The organism is Dyadobacter sp. (assembly GCF_017744695.1).
Classification (GTDB): domain Bacteria; phylum Bacteroidota; class Bacteroidia; order Cytophagales; family Spirosomataceae; genus Dyadobacter.
The window spans coordinates 911,780-932,862 of sequence record NZ_JAGIAS010000002.1; the positions used below are offsets into that span (position 1 = coordinate 911,780).

Sequence of the window (21,083 nt, forward strand, 5' to 3'; positions counted from 1 at the left end):
TTTTATTGAGGTTAGATTTTGATAAAACAATCCCCGTTATCCTTCTTTGGATGGATAGTATTTGCGGTCGAAAACAAATATGGGGATTCATGAGGGTCGGGCATGTTGGTAGCATTGTCCGACTCTTTTTTTGTGGTTACTTTCTTCTATATACGCATCGGCATCCGGGGTTTTAATGGGCAAAAAAGGGTTTTCTAGCTTTTACAGCCTTTACTATAAATGACGATCTTGCCGTCGAGCACTTCATACCGCGCCTCGATCACCTCGCAGAGAATGCTCAGCTTGCTGAACATCGGCTGCCCGCCCAGCGACGCCGTCACGGGACATCCCTTCATGACATCGCGGTCGAAAATGATGTCGATCTGGTAAGCCTCTTCGATGTCGCTCAGTACCGACGAAGCGGGTGTATTTACAAATTCAAATGTTTTCGGATTGTCGGAAGGCACGATTTCCGGGTTGTCGCTCAGCGTCCTGCGCATTTCGCTGCTGGCATGTTCGAAGATCAGCTTCTGGTTGGGCGTCAGCACCATGCCGTTCGGCATTTTGGACTGCACATTCTTGCGCACCGCGAATTCTTTTTGTTTAAAAACTGAAACCTTTCCTTCCCGTACCTCTACCAATGTCTTATCCGAAGCATCCCTGGCCCGTACAAAGAAGCTGGTACCGAGCACTTTGGTCACCAGGTCCGTCGTATGCACCAGGAATGGCCGTTTCGGGTCCTTGGCCACCTGGAAATACGCATCGCCCGACAGGTACACAGTACGCTGGTCTGCCGGAAATGTTTCAGCGAAACTCAGTCTGGATTGTGGGTACAGCACCACCTGCGTCCCGTCCATGAGCCGGATCACCTGCTGTTTCTCCGAGGTGTTCACCCGTTCAACCAGCTCCTTGCCCGAAACAAGTCCGTTATATCCGCAATTGAAGCAATAATATTGCCATGCTACCCATCCCAAACCGATCGCCAGCACCGCGCAAGCCGCCACCTTCACCCAAACACCCGCATACCACGGCCTCGCAAGCGTAACCACACGCCCCGACTCCCCAACAACACCTGACCCACTGACAGTCAACAATTCCCCTTCCTCAATTCCTCCCCTCAAAACCTGCCGCTTCTCCGCCCTGACACGTTCCAGCAGGCCCTGAATTTCGAGATCGATCTCCGCCTCGTCGATATCGGTGCGGTAATGCCGGTAAACGCTGTCGAGCAGCTTGCGTGCGCTCTGGATGTCGACCGCCTGCGCGGGATTTGCGTCGATATATTGCTGCCAGAACACCGCATCCGTAGCTTCGCGATTCCGCACCCAGCCCTGAAAGCGGGCGTCGAGGACGAAATCTTCAAGCGTGTATTCCTGGTACTGATCCATGTTATAATTGTTTTCTAATCATACATAGGCACGATACGCATTGGAATAATCAAAAAATTTCAAAAATTTTTCTAGAATGGAGGAAAGGGAGGATGGAGGAAAGGAGGAAACATGTGAGATCAGGTTAAGGCAACCGACATATACCGCCCCGGAGGGCAACCTGTTTGTAGAAAACAACGCCAGGCCTAACATCGCGAAATGGCGCGAAGGTGAACCTTCGTGACTTGCTATTCGCAGGCCTCCGGCCGGTCGATGCTGCAATGTCGCCTTTTGCTCTATCGACCGGCCGGAGGCCTGCGAATGGTGTGTGCAAAGCGGGAGCTTTGCACGAGCGTGCCAGCGCTTACAGCCGATCTTTGAGCTCCTGGATCGTACGATAAAGCAGATTGGCAACGGCCGGCCGGGAAATCCCCATTACCTGTGCAATGGCCTCATTATCCATACTTTCGAAGAAACGGAGATAGATTACCTCCTGCTGGCGGCGGGTCAGAAGATTTATCTGCTGATTAAGCGTTTTAAGCATCGCCTCGCTGGTTTCGATTTCGATGATATGCTCTTCGATGGACGCGTCGCCGCTGGCCTCGGCGGAAAAATCGAGCTCTTCGCCTTCACTGATCCATTGCTGGCGCTGGCTTTCCCGGTAAATTTTCCGGCGAAGCGATTTGAGCAGGTAAAATTTGACAAACGCCGTGTCCCCGATCGTCTCCCGCTTGGCCCAGAGTTCCATGAAAAGGTCCTGGATACAGTCTTTGACAAACTCGCGGTCACGCGAAAATTTCGATCCGTAGCTGAAAAGGCTTTTGTAGTAATGCCGCGCGATCCGCCCGAATGCCTCATCGTCCCCGGCGCGAAACGACTTCCACAAGTCGGCGTCATCAGCATTGTTTTCGGGATGGGATTGCATTCAGGAGAGGTACGTCAGTTGTATCCGGAGTGCAATCCTACGGGTTTTTATATAATTAAACAATTTTTATTTTGTCGGAAAGGGGGAAGTTTTGACGGCCGACGGTCTATCGTCCATGGTCCGCCGGCGGAAGGATGTTCCGCAGCGTCGGGTTGTCGAGCAGGCTCCGCAAACGGATCGAATCGGGATACGGGATTTCGAATTGTGGCTGGACGAGCACCGATGGATCACCGGTTTCCAGGTATTTACGTACATTCGATTCCTGTTTCAGGGAGTTGTTGTACGATTCGTATACATTTTTCATGTCGTGGTCGAGGCGGGTGACGTGCCCTATTACGAATACCACAAAAAAGACTGCGCCCAGCCAGGTAATCCGCCAGTTTTTAATTGTAATATCCATAAAGCGCGCCGCAAACCAGGCATTGCCGATCAGTCCGGGAGTGAACAGCTCGGTGTAGCGCGACGACACGCTCCCCATCGACTGCCCGCGCCCATATGCGATCGCGAGCGCCTGCGCGAGCGACCACATTACGCACCCGGCCATGAGCAGGTCAGCGCGGGTGAGCGCACGCTTACGCAGGAGCCACGGCACCATCCCCAAAGCCGGTGACCACAAAACCAGCGCGGTCAGCCAATTTTCCCGCCCCGGCCAGGCCAGAATAAATCGCAGCGCCTCGAAAATCTCCGAAACGCTACGTGCCCGATAAATCTGGTTGGCTTCGATCTGCGGCATAATGGCATACCCAGCTGCCGAAAAACCCACAAGGACGATTGCCAAACCTGCTTGCTTCCAGTTGATTTCGCGTTTTTGAATGCATTGTAGCGCATATACACCGGCCACTGCAAGCGGCGTGAGGATGCCGGAGGCCATCGTGAGCACGCTTAGCCATGACAGTACCGCCACTCCGGCCATCGCCGGCACACGGTCGGGATACAGTATAGCCAGCATGATCGCGAAAAGCATGAAAATGATCAGGAAATAGAACTGGCTTTGGAAACCGACCAGCAAATTTTCATAGGCAAAAGGAAGCGAAAACTGGGCAACAATTGCAATCAGAATCAGCCAGCGAGGGCCGCTCAATGCCTTTTGCCGTATTAAAAACAGCAGGATTATGAGTGGAATGCAAGCTGCAACGAGGATATTCACCCGCGCTTCGATGAGGTTATTCCACACCCCGGTGATATTGAAAATGAGTAGCGACAGCAGACGCGTGGGGAAAATACGGTGTTCATTATGCGGCTGCCAGAGCTCGCGGAGTTGCAACCGCCCTTCGATCCATGGCCTGAGGAGGAAATCGCCCTCGGCGTCCCACTGGTCCCAGTACGGTAGCGGAATGGCGAAGGTTTCCACAAAATATAAACGGGCTGCCACGATCAGCAGCAGCGTTGCAAGCAATGCAAGGATGTTTTTTGTGTGCATAAGTGTCTCAGGGATTTGGTTGTGGCACCGAAAAAGCGGGCCGCCCCCAAAGAACCAGCCCGCCCAAAACTATGCCAAATAATGCTGCTGTGCTACATTTTATTGACAACAGTAACAATACTCCGCCCTCTTACCAAAAACTTCCCGTTTGAACCGCTTACCTTCACAGGAGCCAGATCGCTTTGGGCAGAGGTTTCATAGGCTTTTAACAAGCGCGTTTGCTGCCCCGATCCGAGAGCCAGTTGAACCTCCCTCTCCTGATTATCGCTGTTTACAATGACAGTTACCAACTCATTGTTCGTATTCAAATAGGAAGAAACCAGCAACCCATCCGTACCAAGGCTACTGGATGCCTCCACACGCCGCGCGCCCGGGCGTACGAACCGGCTGAAATTACCGAGCGCCCAAAGCATTTTGGAAGATTGGTACTGACCGTCGGTTTTGTTTTTATCAATGTAAACCAAACCATCCTTGTAATCATACGGCGAAACGGAGAGCCACCAATGCCAGGCCGTTGCGTTCGCGTTCACCAGATCGTTGTGGATCACTCGGGCAACGTATAGCCCGGAAGTAATGCCCAAATCGCGGCCTTCTCCCTTTATTTCACCCTCATTATCGCCCAATATGCAATATTCCGACTGCCAGAATTCAAGCCCCGGCACTGCCGCCAGCGCGTTTGAGAGCTGTTTGCGCTTCTCCACTGCCGTTTTGTAAGGCGAAGTGGTGAAATAGCTATGTCCCGAAATCGCGGGAACCACGTTCGGCAGGTTACCGATGTAGTCGCTGCTGTTTTTATCAAAAAAAGCATTGATCTGGCTCGCCCGGCCGGGGCGGTTATGCTCCGAGTACAGGTACTCGATCTGCCCGGCTTCGGCGATATTGATTTGGGTAGAGAGGTTTTTCTTCAAAAGTGCCGCGCTCAACGAGCGGGTAATAGCGGCTACCTGGTTGTTGAAATAGGGCGTTCCCTCCTGCCCTCCGTCACTCCAGTCCCACTGGGGCTCGTTTACCGGGCTAATGTATTGAAAAGTAATGCCGGTCTTTTTGCGCACGCCCTCAATCACGTCGGCCAGGTACCCCGCAAATTTATCAAACTGCTGCGAGGCCAGGTTCGGCTGTCCGTTGGTCGCATAACTTTTCCCGTTGGTTGTGAATTGCACGGGCGGCGTGTTCGGAAAGAGCAGGAACTCGTTGACACCCCGCTCCTTTGCGGCATTCAGAAACCACATTTGTCCGGCCTGCTTGTTCCAGTCGTAACCACCGTCGCCGGCGAAAAAGGATTCGGCACGCCGCCATTCGTCGCGGATACCGCTCGCTTCGCCCTGCTCGGCAGTACCTCCCCCCGCATTGAACCGCCACAGCGACAGTCCGATGCCCTTCAAATGGCCATCGGCCAGGGTATCGGTGCTGAAAAGCAGGTCGGCAATGCCGTTTTTCTTGGCCGTCGGCCAGTTGCCTGCAAACTGGCAGGCCCAGGCATCGGAGCCTCCGAAATGGCGGATGGTCTGATACGTTTTCGAAGGATCGACGCGGATTGTCACCGTCGCGTCCGTCGCCGGTACCACAGTTTCGGAAACAGGCTCGCTGCCCTTGCAGCTCACGGACGTAGCCATAAGAAGCCCAAGGAACAGTGTTCCCAGGTGTTGAGAATTTTGCATGAAATGGTCTGTCAGGGAATGGATAGAAAAAGAACTCCCGGCGACTGAGGCACCGGGAGTGAAGATGGGCATTAATAGCCCGGATTTTGTTCGAGCTGGTTGTTGGAAGCCTGGATCTCGGCGCGCGGGATCGGCAGCCAGTATTGCTTGTCGGCAAAACTCCGGCCGGTAAGCGCTTCCTTCCGGGTGTAGGTAAACGTGCTCCCGCTCTTGCCTACTTCCACGCCGTAAGCCGGGGCATTTTCGGTCGTGCTGGCAATTTTCCAGCGGCGTACATCATAGAAGCGATGTTCTTCGAACGCCAGCTCAATGCGACGCTCGTTGCGGATGCGCTCGCGCATCTGTGCCTGCGTGAGGCCCGCAGGCAATGCGGGCATCCCTACGCCCGTGCGCTGGCGAATCGCGTTCACAGCCGCGTACACGCTCGCATCCGGGCCGGAAGCTTCGTTTTGCGCCTCTGCGTAGTTCAGCAATATCTCCGCATAACGGAAGTAAATCCAGGTTTGTGTACCTGCCACATCCCAGGGGTTATCGATAGGCAGGTTATCATTCATGAATTTCTTCAGGTAATAACCGGTCTTCGAAGTATTCCAGTTGGAAGGGCCGTCTTTGCTATCCTTTCCGCCCGGCGTGAATGTTTCCACGGTGCTGCCGCGATAAGGAGCTCCATTGTACAGAATAGTGGCATAAAAACGCGGGTCGCGGTTTTTATATGGATTTTTCGCGTCGTAGCTGGTATTGGCGTCGTTAATGCGCGTACCGTCCATCATTTCATAGTCGTCCACCAGGTTTTGCGTCGGCACGTTACCGCCCCATGCATTGTAGCCGTTCGGGCCATTCGAGATTTCAAGACACACGTGGCGGGCGCCTACCGCATACAGTCGGCCGAAGATGATCTCCTGGTTGTCGGCAGTCGTGAAAAGATGGCCGTAACCGCCGGTGTAGAGGCTGTATTTATTCAAATCCATCACCGCTTTTGCTGCTGCGGCTGCCTGTTGCCAGGTACCGGCATTGTAAAGCGGGCTGGCGGCATAGAGTGCCAGACGGGCCTTCAATGCCAATGCGGCACCTTTGGTAGCGCGGCCCAGTTTCCAGGTACTATTGTTGTTCGACGCCGGCAGCAATGCAGCCGCTTCATCAAGCTGTGCGATCGCGTAGTCGAGACCAGCCTTGATCTCCGCCCGCTGGAAAAGCTCGGGGCTTGTGAGATCGTCGCTTACTTCATAAACTTTATCACCCAAAAGCACGACTTTACCGTAGTTACGCAGCAAATCGTGGTAGCGGAATGCGCGGATGAACTGCAATTCGCCTTTCAAGCGGCTGCGGCGACCGGCGCTCATCGGCACGGCGTCGATATTCGCCAGGGCATAGTTGATCTCCCGGATGCTGCGGTAGCTGCGGCCCCAGAAAGTACCGGCAATACCGGTATTCTCCGGTGCAATTTGCCCCCGCTGGATCAGCCAGGTGTTGTCGTCGTTGTTGTAAATAGATTCATCGGTAACCGACGACCACATCGCATATTCGAAACCGCGGCCAAAGCCCGGCAATGTTCCTTCCGCTTCCTTGTCGGTCAGGCGAACGCCCATGTAGCGGTTGGTAACGTATGCTTCAAAAAGTACGGAATCGGAGAGAATGGAGGCATCGGACACACGGTCGGTGGGTACGACATCCAGGAAGTTCTGGTCGCAAGCAGACAGCGAAAGCATCATTGCCGCGGCCAGGGCTGGTAATGTGAAGCTCTTTATTTTCATGTTAATCATGATTTCCATTAAAATTTGATATTGAGGCCCAGGTTCAGGATGCGCTGCTGCGGGTAGAACTGGCCGCTGGGGTTGTTACCTTCCGGATCGTAGTCCTTCACGCCGGTGATCGTAAACAGGTTGAATGCGCTCGCATAGACACGCAGCGACGAAATTTTCAGCCTCGTCAATGCCTCCTTAGGCAGCGTATAGCCCAGCTCCACGTTTTTCAAGCGAACGAACGACGCGTTGTTCAACCAGAAATTATTAGCATACAAACCACCGTTGATCGACGAAGAAGCGCGGGTGTCCACGCGAGGGTATGATCCATCAGGATTGCTCGGGCTCCAACGATTGTCGGCCCAGCTGCTGTAAAAGTTACCTACCTGGCCCGATTCAGGCAATACGTATTGGCTCACCATGCCCTGGCCGGCAAACACCACAGCCACATCAAATGCATCGTAACCTGCATTGAAGGTCAAACCGTAGGTCAGCAAAGGCACGTTTCCATATTTGCTGCGTACCTGGTCGTCGGCCGTGATTTTGCCGTCCTTGTTGTAATCTTCGAGGATGAGGTCACCCGGCTGCGCGCCTTTCACGTGCGGATAGGCATCCAGGTCGGCCTGCGAACGGAAAATACCGAGGGTATTGTACAGGAGGTTGGTATAAAGCGGGCCACCCGTCTGACGTTGGTAGTCGAGGGCGCCAGGCGCTTCGTCGATGAAAATCACCTTGCTTTTGGCATAAGTAACATTTCCGGAAATGTTGTAGCGGAACTTGCCCGAATGGTTGTAGCCCAAAGTCGCTTCCACCCCGGTGTTGTTCACCTTTCCAAGGTTCTCGTCCGGCACCAGCGGGGTATTGTCGTTGGTTTTGTAAGGGTTTACGATTCCCGAAGTATTGGGAATAGAAGCATTTCTCGCGGCAAGGATATCCGATCTTTTCTGATTGAAATAGATCACCTCGATATTGAAGTTTTTCAGGAACACCGCATTCAAACCAATATCCAGTTTTTTGGAAGTCTCCCAGGTGATATTCGGGTTGGCCAGCTTGGTAAGGTCGATACCGGAAGCGATCACATTGCTGCCCAGCACGTACTGGTTCACAAACGAATAGTTGTTGTAGAACTGGAACTGGCCCACATTATCATTACCCAACGTTCCGTAGGAAGCACGGAATTTCAGATCGTCGATGAAATTGACGCTGTTTTTGAACCAATCTTCTTCCGAAATGCGGTAACCTGCCGAAACAGAGGGGAAGAAACCGTATTGTTTGCCTTTCGGGAAAACCGACGAACCATCTACACGCGCCTGCACCTCGGCCAGGTATTTCTCATTGAAGTTGTATGCCAAACGGCCGATGTAGCTCCGGCGGGTAAAGTTATAGCTGCTACCCGAGTTGTTCTTGTCGGTTGCAGCCGCGCCACCTTGCGAAAGCTCCGGTGTCGAAGATGTCGGAAAGTTAATCCGCGATGCGCCGAAAGTAGCTTCGCTTCGCTTGTTCTGCTCATATGCGACAAATGCATTGATATTGTGCTTGCCAAATGTTTTGAGGTAGTTCAAACGAAGGTTTTGCGTGATATTGGTAATGTTCTTCTGTGACTGGCTCAAAGAAGCCGCCCCCGCCGAACCGCCTGTAACGACGCCCGTGTAAGCACCTGAGTTCTTGTCGTAGTTGTAAAGCGTGTAGGGAATGCTAAACGATTTTGAAAAATCAAACGATTTATCCACCGAATAAAACCCATCCACGGAAAGACCGTCGACAAACGGCAGGTTGTAGCTCGCGCGCAGGATACCATTGAAAATCGAAGTTGGGTTGCGCACGGTACCGCCCATATCGGTTCCCAACACCACCGGGTTCTGGTTTTCGACGCCGGTGGAGTAATGGCCGTTGGGATATTGTGCGATCACCGTCGGATAAGCCCGGTAAATCGAACGGAATGTATTTCCTGCCGACGAAATCGGGAAAGCACGGTTCTCCTGCCGGCCCGACAGCCCCAGACTTACCTTGAAATCCTTGGTCACATTGGCGTCGATGTTCGAACGGAAATTGTACTGTTTGTATTTTGTCGCTCCGTTTCTGTACAAACCATCCTGGTAAATCGTACCCAGCGACACGTAATATTTCACGTTATCCGTACCACCGTTGATCGCCAGGTTATGCTGGTTCTGCAATGCAACATTTTTGAGCGCTTCCTTCTGCCAGTCGGTATTCGGGTAGTTCAACGGGTCGGAACCATTGCGGAACTTCTCGATTTCCTCTGCCGAATAATGCTGGTTCATCCCGCCCGATGGGTTGTTATAGTAATCGATCTCGTTCATGATCGTCGCATACGTAGGCGCATTAGCGAGTTTGGGCAGGCGTGTAGCCGACGAAAAGCCCTGGTTGAAGCTGTAAGAAATGACCGGCTTGCCCGTGGTACCACGTTTGGTGGTTACGAGGATCACCCCGTTGGCCGCGCGGCTTCCGTAAACAGCCGCCGAAGCGTCTTTCAGGATCGAAATGCTCTCGATATCGTTCGGATCGAGGCGATCGAGCCCACCTACCTGGCCGGGGATCCCGTCCACGACAATGAGTACATCGTTATTACCCGTCGTCGCGAAACCGCGCACGGTGTAGCTCGAACCATCATACCCCGGCTCACCGCCGCGATTGTTGGCCACAAATCCGGAAAAGCGGCCTGCGAGGGAGTTCGAAAGGTTAGGCTGCGGGCTCTTCACGATGTCCGCTCCTTTCACTTCCGAAACCGAGCCCGTCAATGTGGCTTTTTTCTGCGTACCATAACCTACGACTACGATTTCGTCCAAAATTTTGTCGTTGGGAGCAAGTTTCACGTCCAGCTGGGAACGGTTACCCACCACGATTTCCTGGTTCACATAACCGATGTAAGTAAACACGAGCGTGCCGCTGCCATCCGGCAGATTGAGCGAATACTTGCCATCCACGTCGGTGGTAGTACCAGTAGAAGTGCCTTTCAGGATTACGCTCGCGCCTGGCAGGCCTTCACCTGTTTCGGAAGTGACCGTACCTTTCACGTTAAAAGTGTTCTGCGCAAACGCTGAAAGGGAGGTTAAGGCGAAGAGCAGCAAAAAACACGTCACCTGAAAGGCGGCGCGGATGTCTACACGTGGGGCCATTCGAAACGCTGGCCCATCACCTCTGTAAAAAGTTTTTTTCATACAGCTGTAAAAGTTGAATAATTGGATGCCGATCAGTTCACAGCGACGGCAGGCGGGCAATCTTGATTTAGTCATAAACTGGAAAAACCGCTTGCCGCTTTTATAAATTGATCAATCAAAAGTAGGACTATTTCAACCCGGCCATAGGGGGACATTTTCGCATTAAAGAGGGGGTGAATTCACAAAAAATGCCCGATTCTGTTAGAATCAGGCATGAAAAGCTGGGGATACTCCAATAAACCGGCGACTTACACGGACCTTTTACGGAAAAGATCCTTATCGATCGTGCGCTGCTCGTGGAAGGGCTTTCTGAATTTTTTCACATAATCGGAAGGCTTCATCCCAAACAGTTTCTGGAAATGCTCGCGGAAATACCGGATGTCGTTGATGCCGACGCTGAACGCCGTTTCGCTGATTGTAATATCGGTGGTAATGAGCAGCTGCGCCGCCTTGCGCAGGCGGATGAACCGCACAAAACTGGTCGCCGACTGCCCCGAAATAGATTTAATGCGGTTGTAGAGTGTAGAATGGCTCATTCCGATCTCGGCCGCCAGCACTTTTACATTAAAACCGGGATCGGTAATGTGGTTTTCAACAATGCGGATACATTCGGTCAGGAACTCCTTGTACTCGGCTGAAATCTTGAAATCGCTGGTCTGCAAGGTAATTTCATTATAAAAATATCTTTGCAGATCGTTACGGTTACGGAGGATGGACGCCACGCGCGCTACCAGGATATCCTTATCGAACGGCTTACTGATATAGTCGTCAGCGCCGCCCTCGATGCCTTTCAGACGCACATCCTGCGAGGTACTGGCCGTGAGCAGGATCACCGGGATGTGGCTTAATGCCATGTCCAGCTTCATTTGCCGGCACAATTCGATGCCCGAAGTGCCGCCCATCATCACATCGCTGATCACAATATCCGGCAAATGCTTCCGTACCAGTTCCAACCCCTCTTCCCCGCTTCCCGCATCAAACATTTTGTACTTTCCCGAGAAAATGGAACCGAGGTATTGCCTGATTTCCGGGTCATCGTCGACCACCAGCATCGTATGGCTTTCGGTCGAAGGCTCTTTCATATCGAGCAGCTCACTTTGCCAGTCGGGCAATGCGGGGGCCTTCACCGGCATTGCACCTTCGGACAGCTCTTCGAGCAACACCGAACCGCGCACATCGCTTCCGCGGGCGTGGGAAACAAGGTCGGGATGCGCCTTCCACAGTAAGACGTGAAAGGTAGTCCCACGGTCCAGCTCGGTCTCATACCGCAATTGCCCGAAATGGTTTTCCACGAATGTTTTAGCCAAATACAACCCGATTCCAAAGCCGCCTTTGGCCGCAAAACGGCGGTCGGCGTATTGGTGGAAGACCTTGAAAATATCCTCACCTGCATCCGCCGGAATCCCCGGACCCGTGTCGCTCACGGTAATTTCAACCTGATCGCCGAGGTCGGACACTTTCACATGGACTGTTCCTTGCTCGGGAGTGAATTTCAATGCATTGGAAATGAGGTTAAAAATGGCTATTTCAGTTTTTTCCCAATCACAAACCACTTCCAGCTCCGTCTCGGGTAATGCCAGCTCGTAATGAATATGCTTTTGCTCGGCCTGGTGCAGGAAGCATTGGAATACCTCGGTAACCAGTTGCGGGAAGTTATGGGCGGCCGGTTTGAGCTGGTCCGTCTGCTGGTCGGCCTTGCGAAAGAGCAACAACTGGTCGACGAGGCTGAGCAATCGCTTGGCGTTGCGGTAAATGATGTGCATGTTGGCGGTAGCCGCCGACGAAACGTCGTCGCCAGTGGCGCCCTTCATCATCTCTCGTATCGGATTGATAATCAATGTCAGCGGCGTGCGAAATTCATGCGATACATTCGTAAAAAACGACAGTTTCTTCTCGTTCAGCTCCATTTGCTGGCGCGTCTCCATGTGTGCGAGCTGTACCTCGTACTTCATCTTCTCCTGCCCCAGCTTGTATTGCTGGTAATAGTACAGCACAAGCCCGATCGTCAGAATATAGAGCAAATAGGCCCACCAGCTCTGGTACCATGGCGGCATGACGCGGATGGGTAGCGAAGCATAGTCGTCAAACCAGATACCGTCCTGGTTGGCCACTTTCACCCTAAATTCATAGTTTCCAAACGGCAGATAACGGTACGTTGCCGAGCGCTCATTTTCCACGTAGTTCCAATCCTTGTCCAGTCCTTCAAGCATGTAGGCGTAGCGCGTGAGCTCCGGGTAAGCGTAGTTTAACGCCGTGTAGTCGATCGAAAAAACGGGTTGGTCGGGCCTGATCGAAAACCGCCGCGCCTTACCCGGGTATTCGAAGAGCGAGATCGCCTCATTTTCCTTGTCTTTGCCAAATATCCGGATCCCGCTGATCATCACTTTCGGCTGGTAGCGCGATGCCCGCACCTGTTTCGGATCGAAAAGGTTCCAACCTTCGGTCCCGCCGAAGCTCATGAGGCCGCTTCGGGCATTCAGTAGTGCGGAGCCGGGATTGAATTGCCCGCCTTGCAGGCCATGACTCGTATCAAAGTTCTCGATTGAACCTGTTTTCGCATCGATCCGCGACAATCCTTTATTGGTACTTATCCATACTTTTTCCAGGTTTTCAGGCTGGATCGCATTGACCACGTTGCTTGCCAAACCTCGCTTTTCGTCAAAAAAACGCACTTTTTTTGCCTTGGTATCGAACAGCAGCAACCCATTCCCTTCCGATCCGATCCAAAGACGGTCGAGGCCGTCCATATACAATGAAAAAACAATGCGGTTTGACAAATAGGGCTCCTTACCCGCCGCATTGAACCACGAAACGAACTGCATGGTGCGGGTATTGAGGTAATTGAGCCCGCCGCCGTAAGTCCCTATCCAGAGGTTTCCATATTTATCCTCGGTAATAGCCCGGACATCATTCGCATTGATCGAACTGTTGGACGGAATGAAATTGCGGAACTTCCCGGTCCGCTCATCGAGCAGGCTGAGCCCTCCCCCGTTCGTCCCCACCCAGATATTCCCGCGCCGGTCCTGGTAAATAGCCCGTACGTCGTTCTTACCCAGCGAACCCGGATCCGAAGGGTCGGAAGCGTAGCGCCTGAAAGTATCCGTGGCAGGATCGTACCGCACCAGCCCCTTGGAATAGGTGCCAAACCACAAGCGGTCCTGCCTGTCGCGATGGGCCGCGATAACCGCCCCGTCCGGTAGCCGGCCCGACTGCGTCGACGCGGCATAATGCTTCAATACCTCGCCGGATGCGGTTGTTTTGTAAATGCCGTCCCCATCCGTCCCGATCCACAGGTTACCGTCCTTGTCGGCACACATTCCGTAGTAGCGCAAATAGCTTTCAGCGCGGGAATCGATGGTTTTCTGTTCAAACTTCCTGAATTTTTCGGGAATGGCGCTGATCAGGTACGTGCCCTCGCCGTAAGTTCCGAGCCACACGTTGCGGTCCTTATCGATGTAAAGCGATTGCACCGAGCGCTGCGTAATGCCCTTATTGTCTTTGTCGCGTACCTGCTCGAAGGCCAGCGCATCCGGCCGGCGTGACATCATTTGCGCCAATGCGAGACGGTAAACGCCGCCATCCTGCACGCCGATCAGCAGGTTCTGCTGCCGGTCTTCGATCAGCGAGAGGTAGATATCGCTGTGATGGAAGGTGTTGATATGCAAATCATAAAACCGGCTCTCCGCCCTTTTAAACAGGATCAGCCCCCGGGAGGAAGCCACCCAGACGTTCCGCAAATGGTCCTCATAAATGGCATTGATCCGCGCTGCCGGCACGTTCCCCATGTCGAGCCCGGCTTTCACCAGCTTGCCGGAGGCGTCATGTTTCCACACCTCGATCCCACTGTCGCGCGAGCCGAGCCAGAGCATTCCCTGCGAGTCTTCGAACACGTTCAGGATCGAATTCGTGAAAAGCCCGGGCAGCGTTTGCTGGTTATGGTGGGTAAACTGATGGGTTTTAGTATTGAAAGAAGCAAAACCGGAGCCGTTCAGGGCCAGCCAGAGCCGGTCGCCCCGGCCCTGACTGATGTCGCTCACATCGTTCCCGACGCCACTTTTGTGTTGAAAAGGCTTGTATCGGTTGAAACGCTGGCTGGCTGGTACAAACTCGGCGATTCCGTCGCGCGAGGAAACCCAGATCGTGCCGTTTTTATCCCGAAGAATAGATTTGACATAATTACCCGGCAAACTGTGCGGGTCGTTGCGGTCGTATTTGAAATTTTTGAATGCGGTACCGTCGAACCGGCTCACGCCGTCGCCCGTTGCGAACCACATCAGGCCGTCGTTATCCTGCGCAATGCTGTTCACCACGCCAAACGACAACCCTTCCCGGATCGAGTAGCGCAGCACCCGCCCGGCGGCATTGTCGGCAGCATGCCCTGCCGAAGCCGCACAGCACAAGGAGACTGCTAATAAATTTGAAAATATGCGTTTCATCACCCGCATAACCCGCTTTTCTGACATATTTCCGAACGAAGAGGTCCTGTTCCGCCCGGTTTTTCACAGGCGGAACTTCAAATATAACAGAATCGGCGCCGACTATTTAAAGGATACCCTCAACTTCTGCATGGCTTGATTCCTGAAAAATGCGACCTCTCCTTCGCCCATCCAGTTGATTTCCTGAAAAACATCCATCAGCTCGGTCACATTGGCAATATCGCGGTGGTTGAGGATGCGGATCACGTCGCCCGGCTTCATGCCTGCACGTGCGAGTATGCTGTTTTCCGGTGCCGCTTCTACCACCACACCCTTTTCGTCGGGCAACCCAAACGCCGAGCGATCCCCCAGCCCGCTGACATTCCGCAGTTTACCGCCCAGCCATGCCGTTTCCGATACCGTCTTGCCATCGGCGACGGTTTTGATCGCGGGTAACGGAACGTGCGCGGCCTGGCTTTTCAGTTCAGGCGAAATGACACCAAACTGGTCCATCGCGAAATTTACAAACCCGATTTTCAACGCAGGACTGCCCGGTTTCACCCGGTAGTCGCCCCTGGCCGCGTCTTCAAACATCGGGTCGCCAGCCAGACTATGCGCATCCGTTCCATTCTCACGGGCCTTGTTCAGCGCCTGCTGATCCGGGAAAAGGTTGTAATCCACCTCCCTGCCCCATTCATTCACCCGAATAGGTGCATAAGCCTTGGTCACGATATTTTTCCGGAACACGTCCCCGCTTCGGGCAAACCACACGTGCGGATGGAAGGAGTTGTTGACCATAATATTGTTTTCCACCACCCGCTGGAAACCTTCGCGCAACTTCAACCCGCCGTTCAGGCATAAATTGTTATAAATATGGTAATTCGAGCTCCCGTCATCCAGGTCGATATCCCAACCATGATCGCAACGGAAACGGTTGTTGCGGATGACGATCGTCTTGCCGGCGTCGAGCAGGATCAGCTCGGGGTGCGCGGCGACCAGGCTATCCATCCGTTCGCGCACCGGATGCCAGAACCGGTCACGGCCCCATGAATTGAATGAACCGTGATCGCCCGTTTCCAGCACGGTATCGAATACGTCGTTGAATTCGATCACGTGCCCGCCCCAGGTGCCCTCGCTCACATTAATGCCGGCACGCGGGATGTTGTAAATGGTATTGTGGCTGACGGTAATGTCCATACTCATCGAAATCTCCACGCCCGCAATCTGCTTCTCCACGCGCCCAAGACCGTGCATCAGGTTATCATAAACCTTGCATTGGGCCGGGTAATTGCTGGTTTTGGGGCCGGGCGCCTTGTCCATGCGATCGTAAGGCACCGATTGGTTGTACTCAAAGCTCGGCGAACGCACCGCAGCAGGGTCGCCCACGAAGCAAACTGCACTCGCGCCCGTTTCCTCGAAATGGCAGCCCGAAACTTCACCGCCCCGGTTATAGTTACTGAAAAACACGCCGTTACCACCCGTCGCATTGAAATGACATTTCCGGATGGCGCAGTTTTCAGTGCCTTCCAGCAACACCGCGCCACCACGGTAAATGGCCCAATCACTGCGCAGCAATGGTTCTCTGGTGTCCATGAAAGTGCGCAGGGTATGTGTGAGTTCAAGCCCCTCCATATGGATATTCCTCACCGGCTTTGCTGCCGAGCCGCGGAATTCGAACAAATGTCTGATCTGCGGCGTGAGCACCACGGGCGCGTCGGGCGCATACGCGTACAGCGTGCGCGACCTGGCATCGTAATACCATTCGCCGGGCGCGTCGAGCTCTTCCAGCAGGTTTTCGATAAAACGGTATTTATCGTGCATACCCATCTGGCGGTTGTTCTGATACCCTCCTTCGAGCGTCAGGGTGGTATCGCTGCTTTTGCCCGTTACGCGATAGTGGTAATCGCCCCATTCGTACTTGTGCATCGCATGGATGAATGCGCCCTCCGGATTCTTCCAGGATTTGATTTTAGCGGCAGACAGCACATCGGCCGAATACCCGCCAAAGTGGCTCGCCGCCGGGTCAAAATTCGGGTAACGCGCCATATGCAGCTTTTTGTTACCCATAAAAAGCTGGTCAAAAATATAGTCGCCCTGAATGACGGCCTTTTTGACGTTCCCTTTGTATTCCAGCCAATTAACCGCAACGACTGTCGCACCGCTGATGGTTACTTTTTCCCCGGGGTAAGATGTGAAGGTAAGCGTCTGCCCCTCGCCCCGGGAATCCTCCGCCCCGAAAACCAGGGGTTTGGAAAGCAGGTAAGTGCCCTTCCGCAGAAACACGGTAACTGCGCCGCGCATCCCACGTGCCTTATTACGGGCCGCTTCCAGCGTGGCGAGCGGCTTCTCCCGCGATCCCGGGTTTCGGTCATTACCATCCGGCGCGACATAGATATCCGCCGCCAGCAACGGGGCCGCGAATAGAGGGAAAATAATGCACAATGCGATTGCAACCAGGCTTGTAAATCTTTTACTCATACAGATGTTTCCACGCAATTCAGATACATCAAAGCACCAGGTCATGTGTTATCTACCGTATTGCGAAGGCTCATTGATACTCACCGATGGCTAAGTATGTCTATAAGAATTTCCAGGTCGACGCTTATACCTACACGCTATGGCGCAATAGAATTATCATTGTCCAGAACTTTCATCAACCCGAATTATGAACGAAGCACTTATCTTTTTAGAGCAGAAAGTTTTCTGCCAGTCATTTATCGCCGATGTACTTTCGGGGTTTATTACCTCCTTCTTCTTTCTCTTCGCGCTTCTTTTCTTATTTCGCCCACGGATAAAAATTGCTAGTCAGATCGCAACGCATGTAAAGTCTTATGGCGGGCAATCAAACAAATGGTATTGCTTCAAAATCATCAATAGATCGCTGTTCAGGGCATTTGACCTTCGCGTGGAGGTTACTCAAAAAATACCCATGACAGGCCCGGAGGGTAAAACGAATCACCGGACTGTGCCATTAGCGTTAGTAAAAGATCAGTACAACTATGTGGCACCATTCCGAATTGGCGAAAAATCTGAGTATGCACTTTGGTTTCTGACCACAGACGATATTTTAACAATACTTAATGAGAATGAACACCACATCGTTGAACTGAGGGTAATCTGCAAACATGAACTCACTGGTTTGGGCAGCGTTTTTGTGCGGACATATTCCAAACATGATATTAAGGAAGGTACTTTCAAGTCGGGCAACACATTTGAAATTGTAAATTGAAACCCGTATCATTACATTACTTTTAAGCCATTAAGATTAAAACTCAATCTGATATGAAACCAGACATTATTGTGATCTAAGCCACCCGGGTAGAAGATCAAACTGAAATGACAAAGGGCACCTGATACGAGGTGCCCTTTGTCGTTCCATGTATAGCCGAACCTCTTGGTAGCCGACGGTATCGCCCCAACTTCTACCACCCCATATAATATTTATCATTCAGCCAGGTCGGGCGCGTCAGGTGGAAATGCGATTCCAGCATTTTTTCCGCCTCGCAGAATGCCCCTTCCACCCAGCCCTGCTGATCGGAATAGGCCTCCCCCACGACATAAATATTCTCGTCTCCGTCGGGCTTGCGCATGTAGGGCATGACATTCCAAACCGCCACACCGGCTTTCCAGGCGTGATACCCTGCCCCAAACGGGTCGTCGGACCAGTCGCGGAAGTACGTCACGTATGGCTCTGGGATTTCTACCTCGGCACCATGCAGCTCGCGCAGCTGGTTCATAATTTCATTGACCATCAATTGCGTAGCCTGTTCTCTTTCCAGCGCTTTCAGTTCCACGAGCGAGGCAGATTCCGCCGCGCTCACTTTGAAAAGCACGGTGTCGTCCGACAATGCCTTCCAGAATGTCTCCGTTTCCATATCCCCGTAGCTACCCAGCAGCATCGAGTTATCGTTGCGAGGATCGGTGCCGAAATAATAGCATTGGCGCATCGGAAGGTCGGTGATCGAATGCCCGGAGTCGATACCCAGCTTCTTCCACCACGGTTCCCGGAAGCCCATCAGTATTTTAAAGGCAGGCTCCATGATCACCGAGCGGATATTTCGGTCGAGTACCGTGTTTTCGTTGGAATTGAAAAAGAAGTTCTGCTGATCGAGCAGTTCGAGCGATTTCCGTGGCATACCCAATATGATATGATTCGCATAAGCGTGCCAGATCTGATTGCTCGGGATATTCAGGAACGTCAGCTCATAGCGGTACTGCTCGCGCCGGTCATGCCCTTTCGAGAAGGTCAGCAGCTTGTTTTCCGACCAGATACACGCGCCCGGAATCCCCATATACTGGTTAGCCAGCGCATAAGCGATGCTGTCATAGCCTTCCTCAATGGTTTTGTAGGTCACATCGGCCGAAAAATCACCTACCATATAAGGGAAAGCTTCTGCCGCATTCCAATTGACCGTATTGGAATAATAACCACCTGCATTCGCCACAAAGCTGTACCCCTCTTCCGAAACCTGGTCCTTGATCAGGTTCCAGAAGCCCAGGTCGTTCACCTTGCGTCCGTCATAGGGCGATCCGGGAAAATGGTAAGTCAGATTGGGCTTCACTTTGTCCCAGTCCTCGCTGGTCAGTTTGAATTCATAGTCATATTCTCCTTTTTGGGTAGCCAGGCCGGGAAAATTGCTCACAAACCAGGGATCGGCGACCAGTACATCGTAGATAATCTTGTTAAAAAGCTGGTCGGAGCTGAAACCGATGTCGTCGTCGTTGAGGTAATAGCGGGTTACCAGTTTCTCCCCTTTGCCCTGGGCCACATTCCAGGCATTTTGTTTGAAATGCTGCTTGCGAAGGTAAAAAAGCAGATCGGCCGGGTTGCCCATCGGGAACGGAACGGGGGTCATGTGGTCTTTGAGCACCGGCGTGCGTTTGCTCAGGTCCTTTTCGGACAACGGGTAGCCTTCGATGAGCGTCGTCACAATCTCCTGCGATGTGAGGTAGCGCATACCGCCGAGCTCACCCCAGAAATTCATCCCCGGCAAAATAACCGATTCGAGCCGCCCGCCGAGCCGCTCGCTCATGTCGAAGATCTGCACTTGCTCACCGGTGTATTTGCCCACGTCGGTAAGCCGGAATGCGCTGTACAAACCGGATGTTCCCGCACCGATGATCGCGACTTCGGTCCCGAGGCCGGGTTTCATCCCATTGTTTAGTGGCGTGTTTTTGTTCATGTTGATGGTTTTAAATGGCTTTGAAATAAGTGTAACCCAGCTTGAACGGCGAAATATCAAATGTGGAATGGCCATCCAATGCCAGTTCGGTCAGTATTTTGCCCAAAAACGGGGTAAACTTGGCCGCCCAGCCGGTGGCATACACGACGATGTTCTGATTGTTGGGCACATAGGGCGGTGCAAAATCGATCAGCAGCTCCTTATCCGGGATCCTGCTCAGCGCGATGAGGCAGGTGGACGTAAAATGAGGCGTCGGATCGAGGCCCGTCATGTGGTCGCGGACCCACGCAGACGTGTATGCGAGTTCCTGCGGGTTAGGCACGAGCGTGCGCTGCTCGGGGCTCGTGAGCGGGTCGATCACAAAGTCGGGCGCTACACGGATGTACTCGGGGTGGTCCCAATCGACGCCGGGAAAGCCATAAAACTGGTTGCCGTTCGAACCGATCGCATTCTGGAAAACAAACCAGGTCGGGTATTGAATCGTCGGATCGGTCTTTTTGAAATAGCACGAAGACATATTCCAATACGTAGCCTCAATTGTAAAGCCGAGCAGATTGATCACCCCGTCGATATACGGACCGGGTACCAGTACCAGTTTTTCACTCGTAAACACCCCTTTCGGCGTAGTTACGTTGAACAGCTTTCCGTCCTGCTCGATAGCCGTCACGGGCGACTCGTCTTGCAGGATCGTGTAAGGGTTGCGCTCGCAGGCCTGGTACAGGGTTTCGATTGTGGCACGAAAATCGATACTGGCGCCATCTGCCTGGAAAAGGCCCGTGTAAGTATCGGGCAGGTTCCGGAAATGGTATTGCGCCTCGATTTCCTTCGCTGTGAGGCTCGTATAAGGTACATTGAGCGCTTTCAGCGCTTGCTCCGCTTCCGCGATGTTACCCTCGGTGGAATGCACCGAAGGATCGCCGAACCAGAGCGTACCCACCTTGTCGAGCAGGGTTTTCGGCGTCAGGGTTTGAAGTTCATCCCAATACGGCTGCGCGTCCAGTGCCATTTGAACCATATATTCTTCGGGGTACGGAATGCGGTATTGCCGCGAAACGCCCGCCGAGCTACCCAGCTGGTTTTTGAAATTGAACTGTTCCAGAACAAGGGTTTTTGCTTTTCGTTTTCCCAGATGGTAACCGGTGGAGAGGCCAATGGCTCCCCCACCGACCACGATCACATCGAAATGATGATCTGCTGGTTGCGTCATGGATATCCTGTTTA

12 protein-coding genes are annotated in these 21,083 nt (G+C 52.9%); 2 read left to right on the forward strand and 10 right to left on the reverse strand.

The window, feature by feature from the left end:
• Positions 1-194 precede the first annotated feature (194 nt).
• The gene (locus J7619_RS11250; protein ID WP_291197995.1) at positions 195-1,364 is read right to left on the reverse strand and encodes a FecR family protein; all 1,170 of its coding nucleotides are present in this window, start codon (positions 1,362-1,364) and stop codon (positions 195-197) included.
• A 76-nt stretch (positions 1,365-1,440) separates the two neighbouring features.
• Here J7619_RS11250 and J7619_RS11255 point away from each other — a divergent pair, with 76 nt between their 5' ends.
• A complete protein-coding gene (locus tag J7619_RS11255) occupies positions 1,441-1,587 on the forward strand; it encodes a hypothetical protein (RefSeq protein WP_291197997.1) in 147 nt (48 codons plus the stop codon).
• Positions 1,588-1,707: 120 nt separating this feature from the next.
• On the opposite strand, the gene J7619_RS11260 is transcribed toward J7619_RS11255, so the two are convergent.
• The 7 genes from J7619_RS11260 to J7619_RS11290 all read right to left on the reverse strand — a co-directional run bounded on the left by J7619_RS11260 (position 1,708) and on the right by J7619_RS11290 (position 17,157).
• The gene (locus J7619_RS11260) at positions 1,708-2,268 is read right to left on the reverse strand and encodes an RNA polymerase sigma factor (RefSeq protein ID WP_291197999.1); all 561 of its coding nucleotides are present in this window, start codon (positions 2,266-2,268) and stop codon (positions 1,708-1,710) included.
• A 106-nt stretch (positions 2,269-2,374) separates the two neighbouring features.
• Positions 2,375-3,688 carry a hypothetical protein gene (locus J7619_RS11265; RefSeq protein ID WP_291198001.1) on the reverse strand — a complete coding sequence of 438 codons (1,314 nt, stop codon included), beginning with the start codon at positions 3,686-3,688 and terminating at the stop codon, positions 2,375-2,377.
• Between the two features lie 92 nt (positions 3,689-3,780).
• Positions 3,781-5,346, reverse strand: coding sequence for a glycoside hydrolase (locus J7619_RS11270; RefSeq protein ID WP_291198003.1), 1,566 nt, complete (start codon positions 5,344-5,346; stop codon positions 3,781-3,783).
• Positions 5,347-5,417: 71 nt separating this feature from the next.
• The gene (locus J7619_RS11275; RefSeq protein ID WP_291198006.1) at positions 5,418-7,097 is read right to left on the reverse strand and encodes a RagB/SusD family nutrient uptake outer membrane protein; all 1,680 of its coding nucleotides are present in this window, start codon (positions 7,095-7,097) and stop codon (positions 5,418-5,420) included.
• A gap of 17 nt (positions 7,098-7,114) precedes the next feature.
• Complete coding sequence (locus tag J7619_RS11280) at positions 7,115-10,264, reverse strand: TonB-dependent receptor (protein ID WP_291198008.1); 3,150 nt, start codon at positions 10,262-10,264, stop codon at positions 7,115-7,117.
• A 248-nt stretch (positions 10,265-10,512) separates the two neighbouring features.
• Positions 10,513-14,700: a two-component regulator propeller domain-containing protein gene (locus J7619_RS11285; protein ID WP_291198010.1), complete on the reverse strand. Its 4,188-nt coding sequence runs from the start codon at positions 14,698-14,700 to the stop codon at positions 10,513-10,515.
• A gap of 102 nt (positions 14,701-14,802) precedes the next feature.
• On the reverse strand, positions 14,803-17,157 hold the full coding sequence (locus J7619_RS11290) for a right-handed parallel beta-helix repeat-containing protein (RefSeq protein WP_291198012.1): 2,355 nt from the start codon (positions 17,155-17,157) through the stop codon (positions 14,803-14,805).
• Between the two features lie 187 nt (positions 17,158-17,344).
• On the opposite strand from J7619_RS11290, the gene J7619_RS11295 reads away from it, so the two are divergent.
• Positions 17,345-17,908, forward strand: coding sequence for a hypothetical protein (locus J7619_RS11295; RefSeq protein WP_291198014.1), 564 nt, complete (start codon positions 17,345-17,347; stop codon positions 17,906-17,908).
• 193 nt (positions 17,909-18,101) lie between these two features.
• Here the strand turns inward: J7619_RS11295 and J7619_RS11300 are convergent, their stop codons facing one another.
• Entirely contained in the window at positions 18,102-19,862 is a 1,761-nt protein-coding gene (locus J7619_RS11300; protein ID WP_291198016.1) for an FAD-dependent oxidoreductase, read from the reverse strand.
• Positions 19,863-19,872: 10 nt separating this feature from the next.
• Positions 19,873-21,069 (reverse strand): FAD-dependent oxidoreductase, encoded by a 1,197-nt coding sequence (locus tag J7619_RS11305; protein ID WP_291198018.1) that lies wholly within the window; start codon positions 21,067-21,069, stop codon positions 19,873-19,875.
• Between the last annotated feature and the right edge of the window lie 14 nt (positions 21,070-21,083).

What these genes read in the sequence shown, in the direction of transcription:
- J7619_RS11285 (WP_291198010.1), bottom strand. Translation starts at nt 14,700, where the DNA reads ATGAAACGCATATTTTCAAATTTATTAGCAGTCTCCTTGTGCTGTGCG.
- J7619_RS11305 (WP_291198018.1), bottom strand. Translation starts at nt 21,069, where the DNA reads ATGACGCAACCAGCAGATCATCATTTCGATGTGATCGTGGTCGGTGGG.
- J7619_RS11280 (WP_291198008.1), bottom strand. Translation starts at nt 10,264, where the DNA reads ATGAAAAAAACTTTTTACAGAGGTGATGGGCCAGCGTTTCGAATGGCC.
- J7619_RS11290 (WP_291198012.1), bottom strand. Translation starts at nt 17,157, where the DNA reads ATGAGTAAAAGATTTACAAGCCTGGTTGCAATCGCATTGTGCATTATT.
- J7619_RS11255 (WP_291197997.1), top strand. Translation starts at nt 1,441, where the DNA reads ATGGAGGAAAGGGAGGATGGAGGAAAGGAGGAAACATGTGAGATCAGG.
- J7619_RS11260 (WP_291197999.1), bottom strand. Translation starts at nt 2,268, where the DNA reads ATGCAATCCCATCCCGAAAACAATGCTGATGACGCCGACTTGTGGAAG.
- J7619_RS11300 (WP_291198016.1), bottom strand. Translation starts at nt 19,862, where the DNA reads ATGAACAAAAACACGCCACTAAACAATGGGATGAAACCCGGCCTCGGG.
- J7619_RS11270 (WP_291198003.1), bottom strand. Translation starts at nt 5,346, where the DNA reads ATGCAAAATTCTCAACACCTGGGAACACTGTTCCTTGGGCTTCTTATG.
- J7619_RS11295 (WP_291198014.1), top strand. Translation starts at nt 17,345, where the DNA reads ATGAACGAAGCACTTATCTTTTTAGAGCAGAAAGTTTTCTGCCAGTCA.
- J7619_RS11275 (WP_291198006.1), bottom strand. Translation starts at nt 7,097, where the DNA reads ATGAAAATAAAGAGCTTCACATTACCAGCCCTGGCCGCGGCAATGATG.
- J7619_RS11250 (WP_291197995.1), bottom strand. Translation starts at nt 1,364, where the DNA reads ATGGATCAGTACCAGGAATACACGCTTGAAGATTTCGTCCTCGACGCC.
- J7619_RS11265 (WP_291198001.1), bottom strand. Translation starts at nt 3,688, where the DNA reads ATGCACACAAAAAACATCCTTGCATTGCTTGCAACGCTGCTGCTGATC.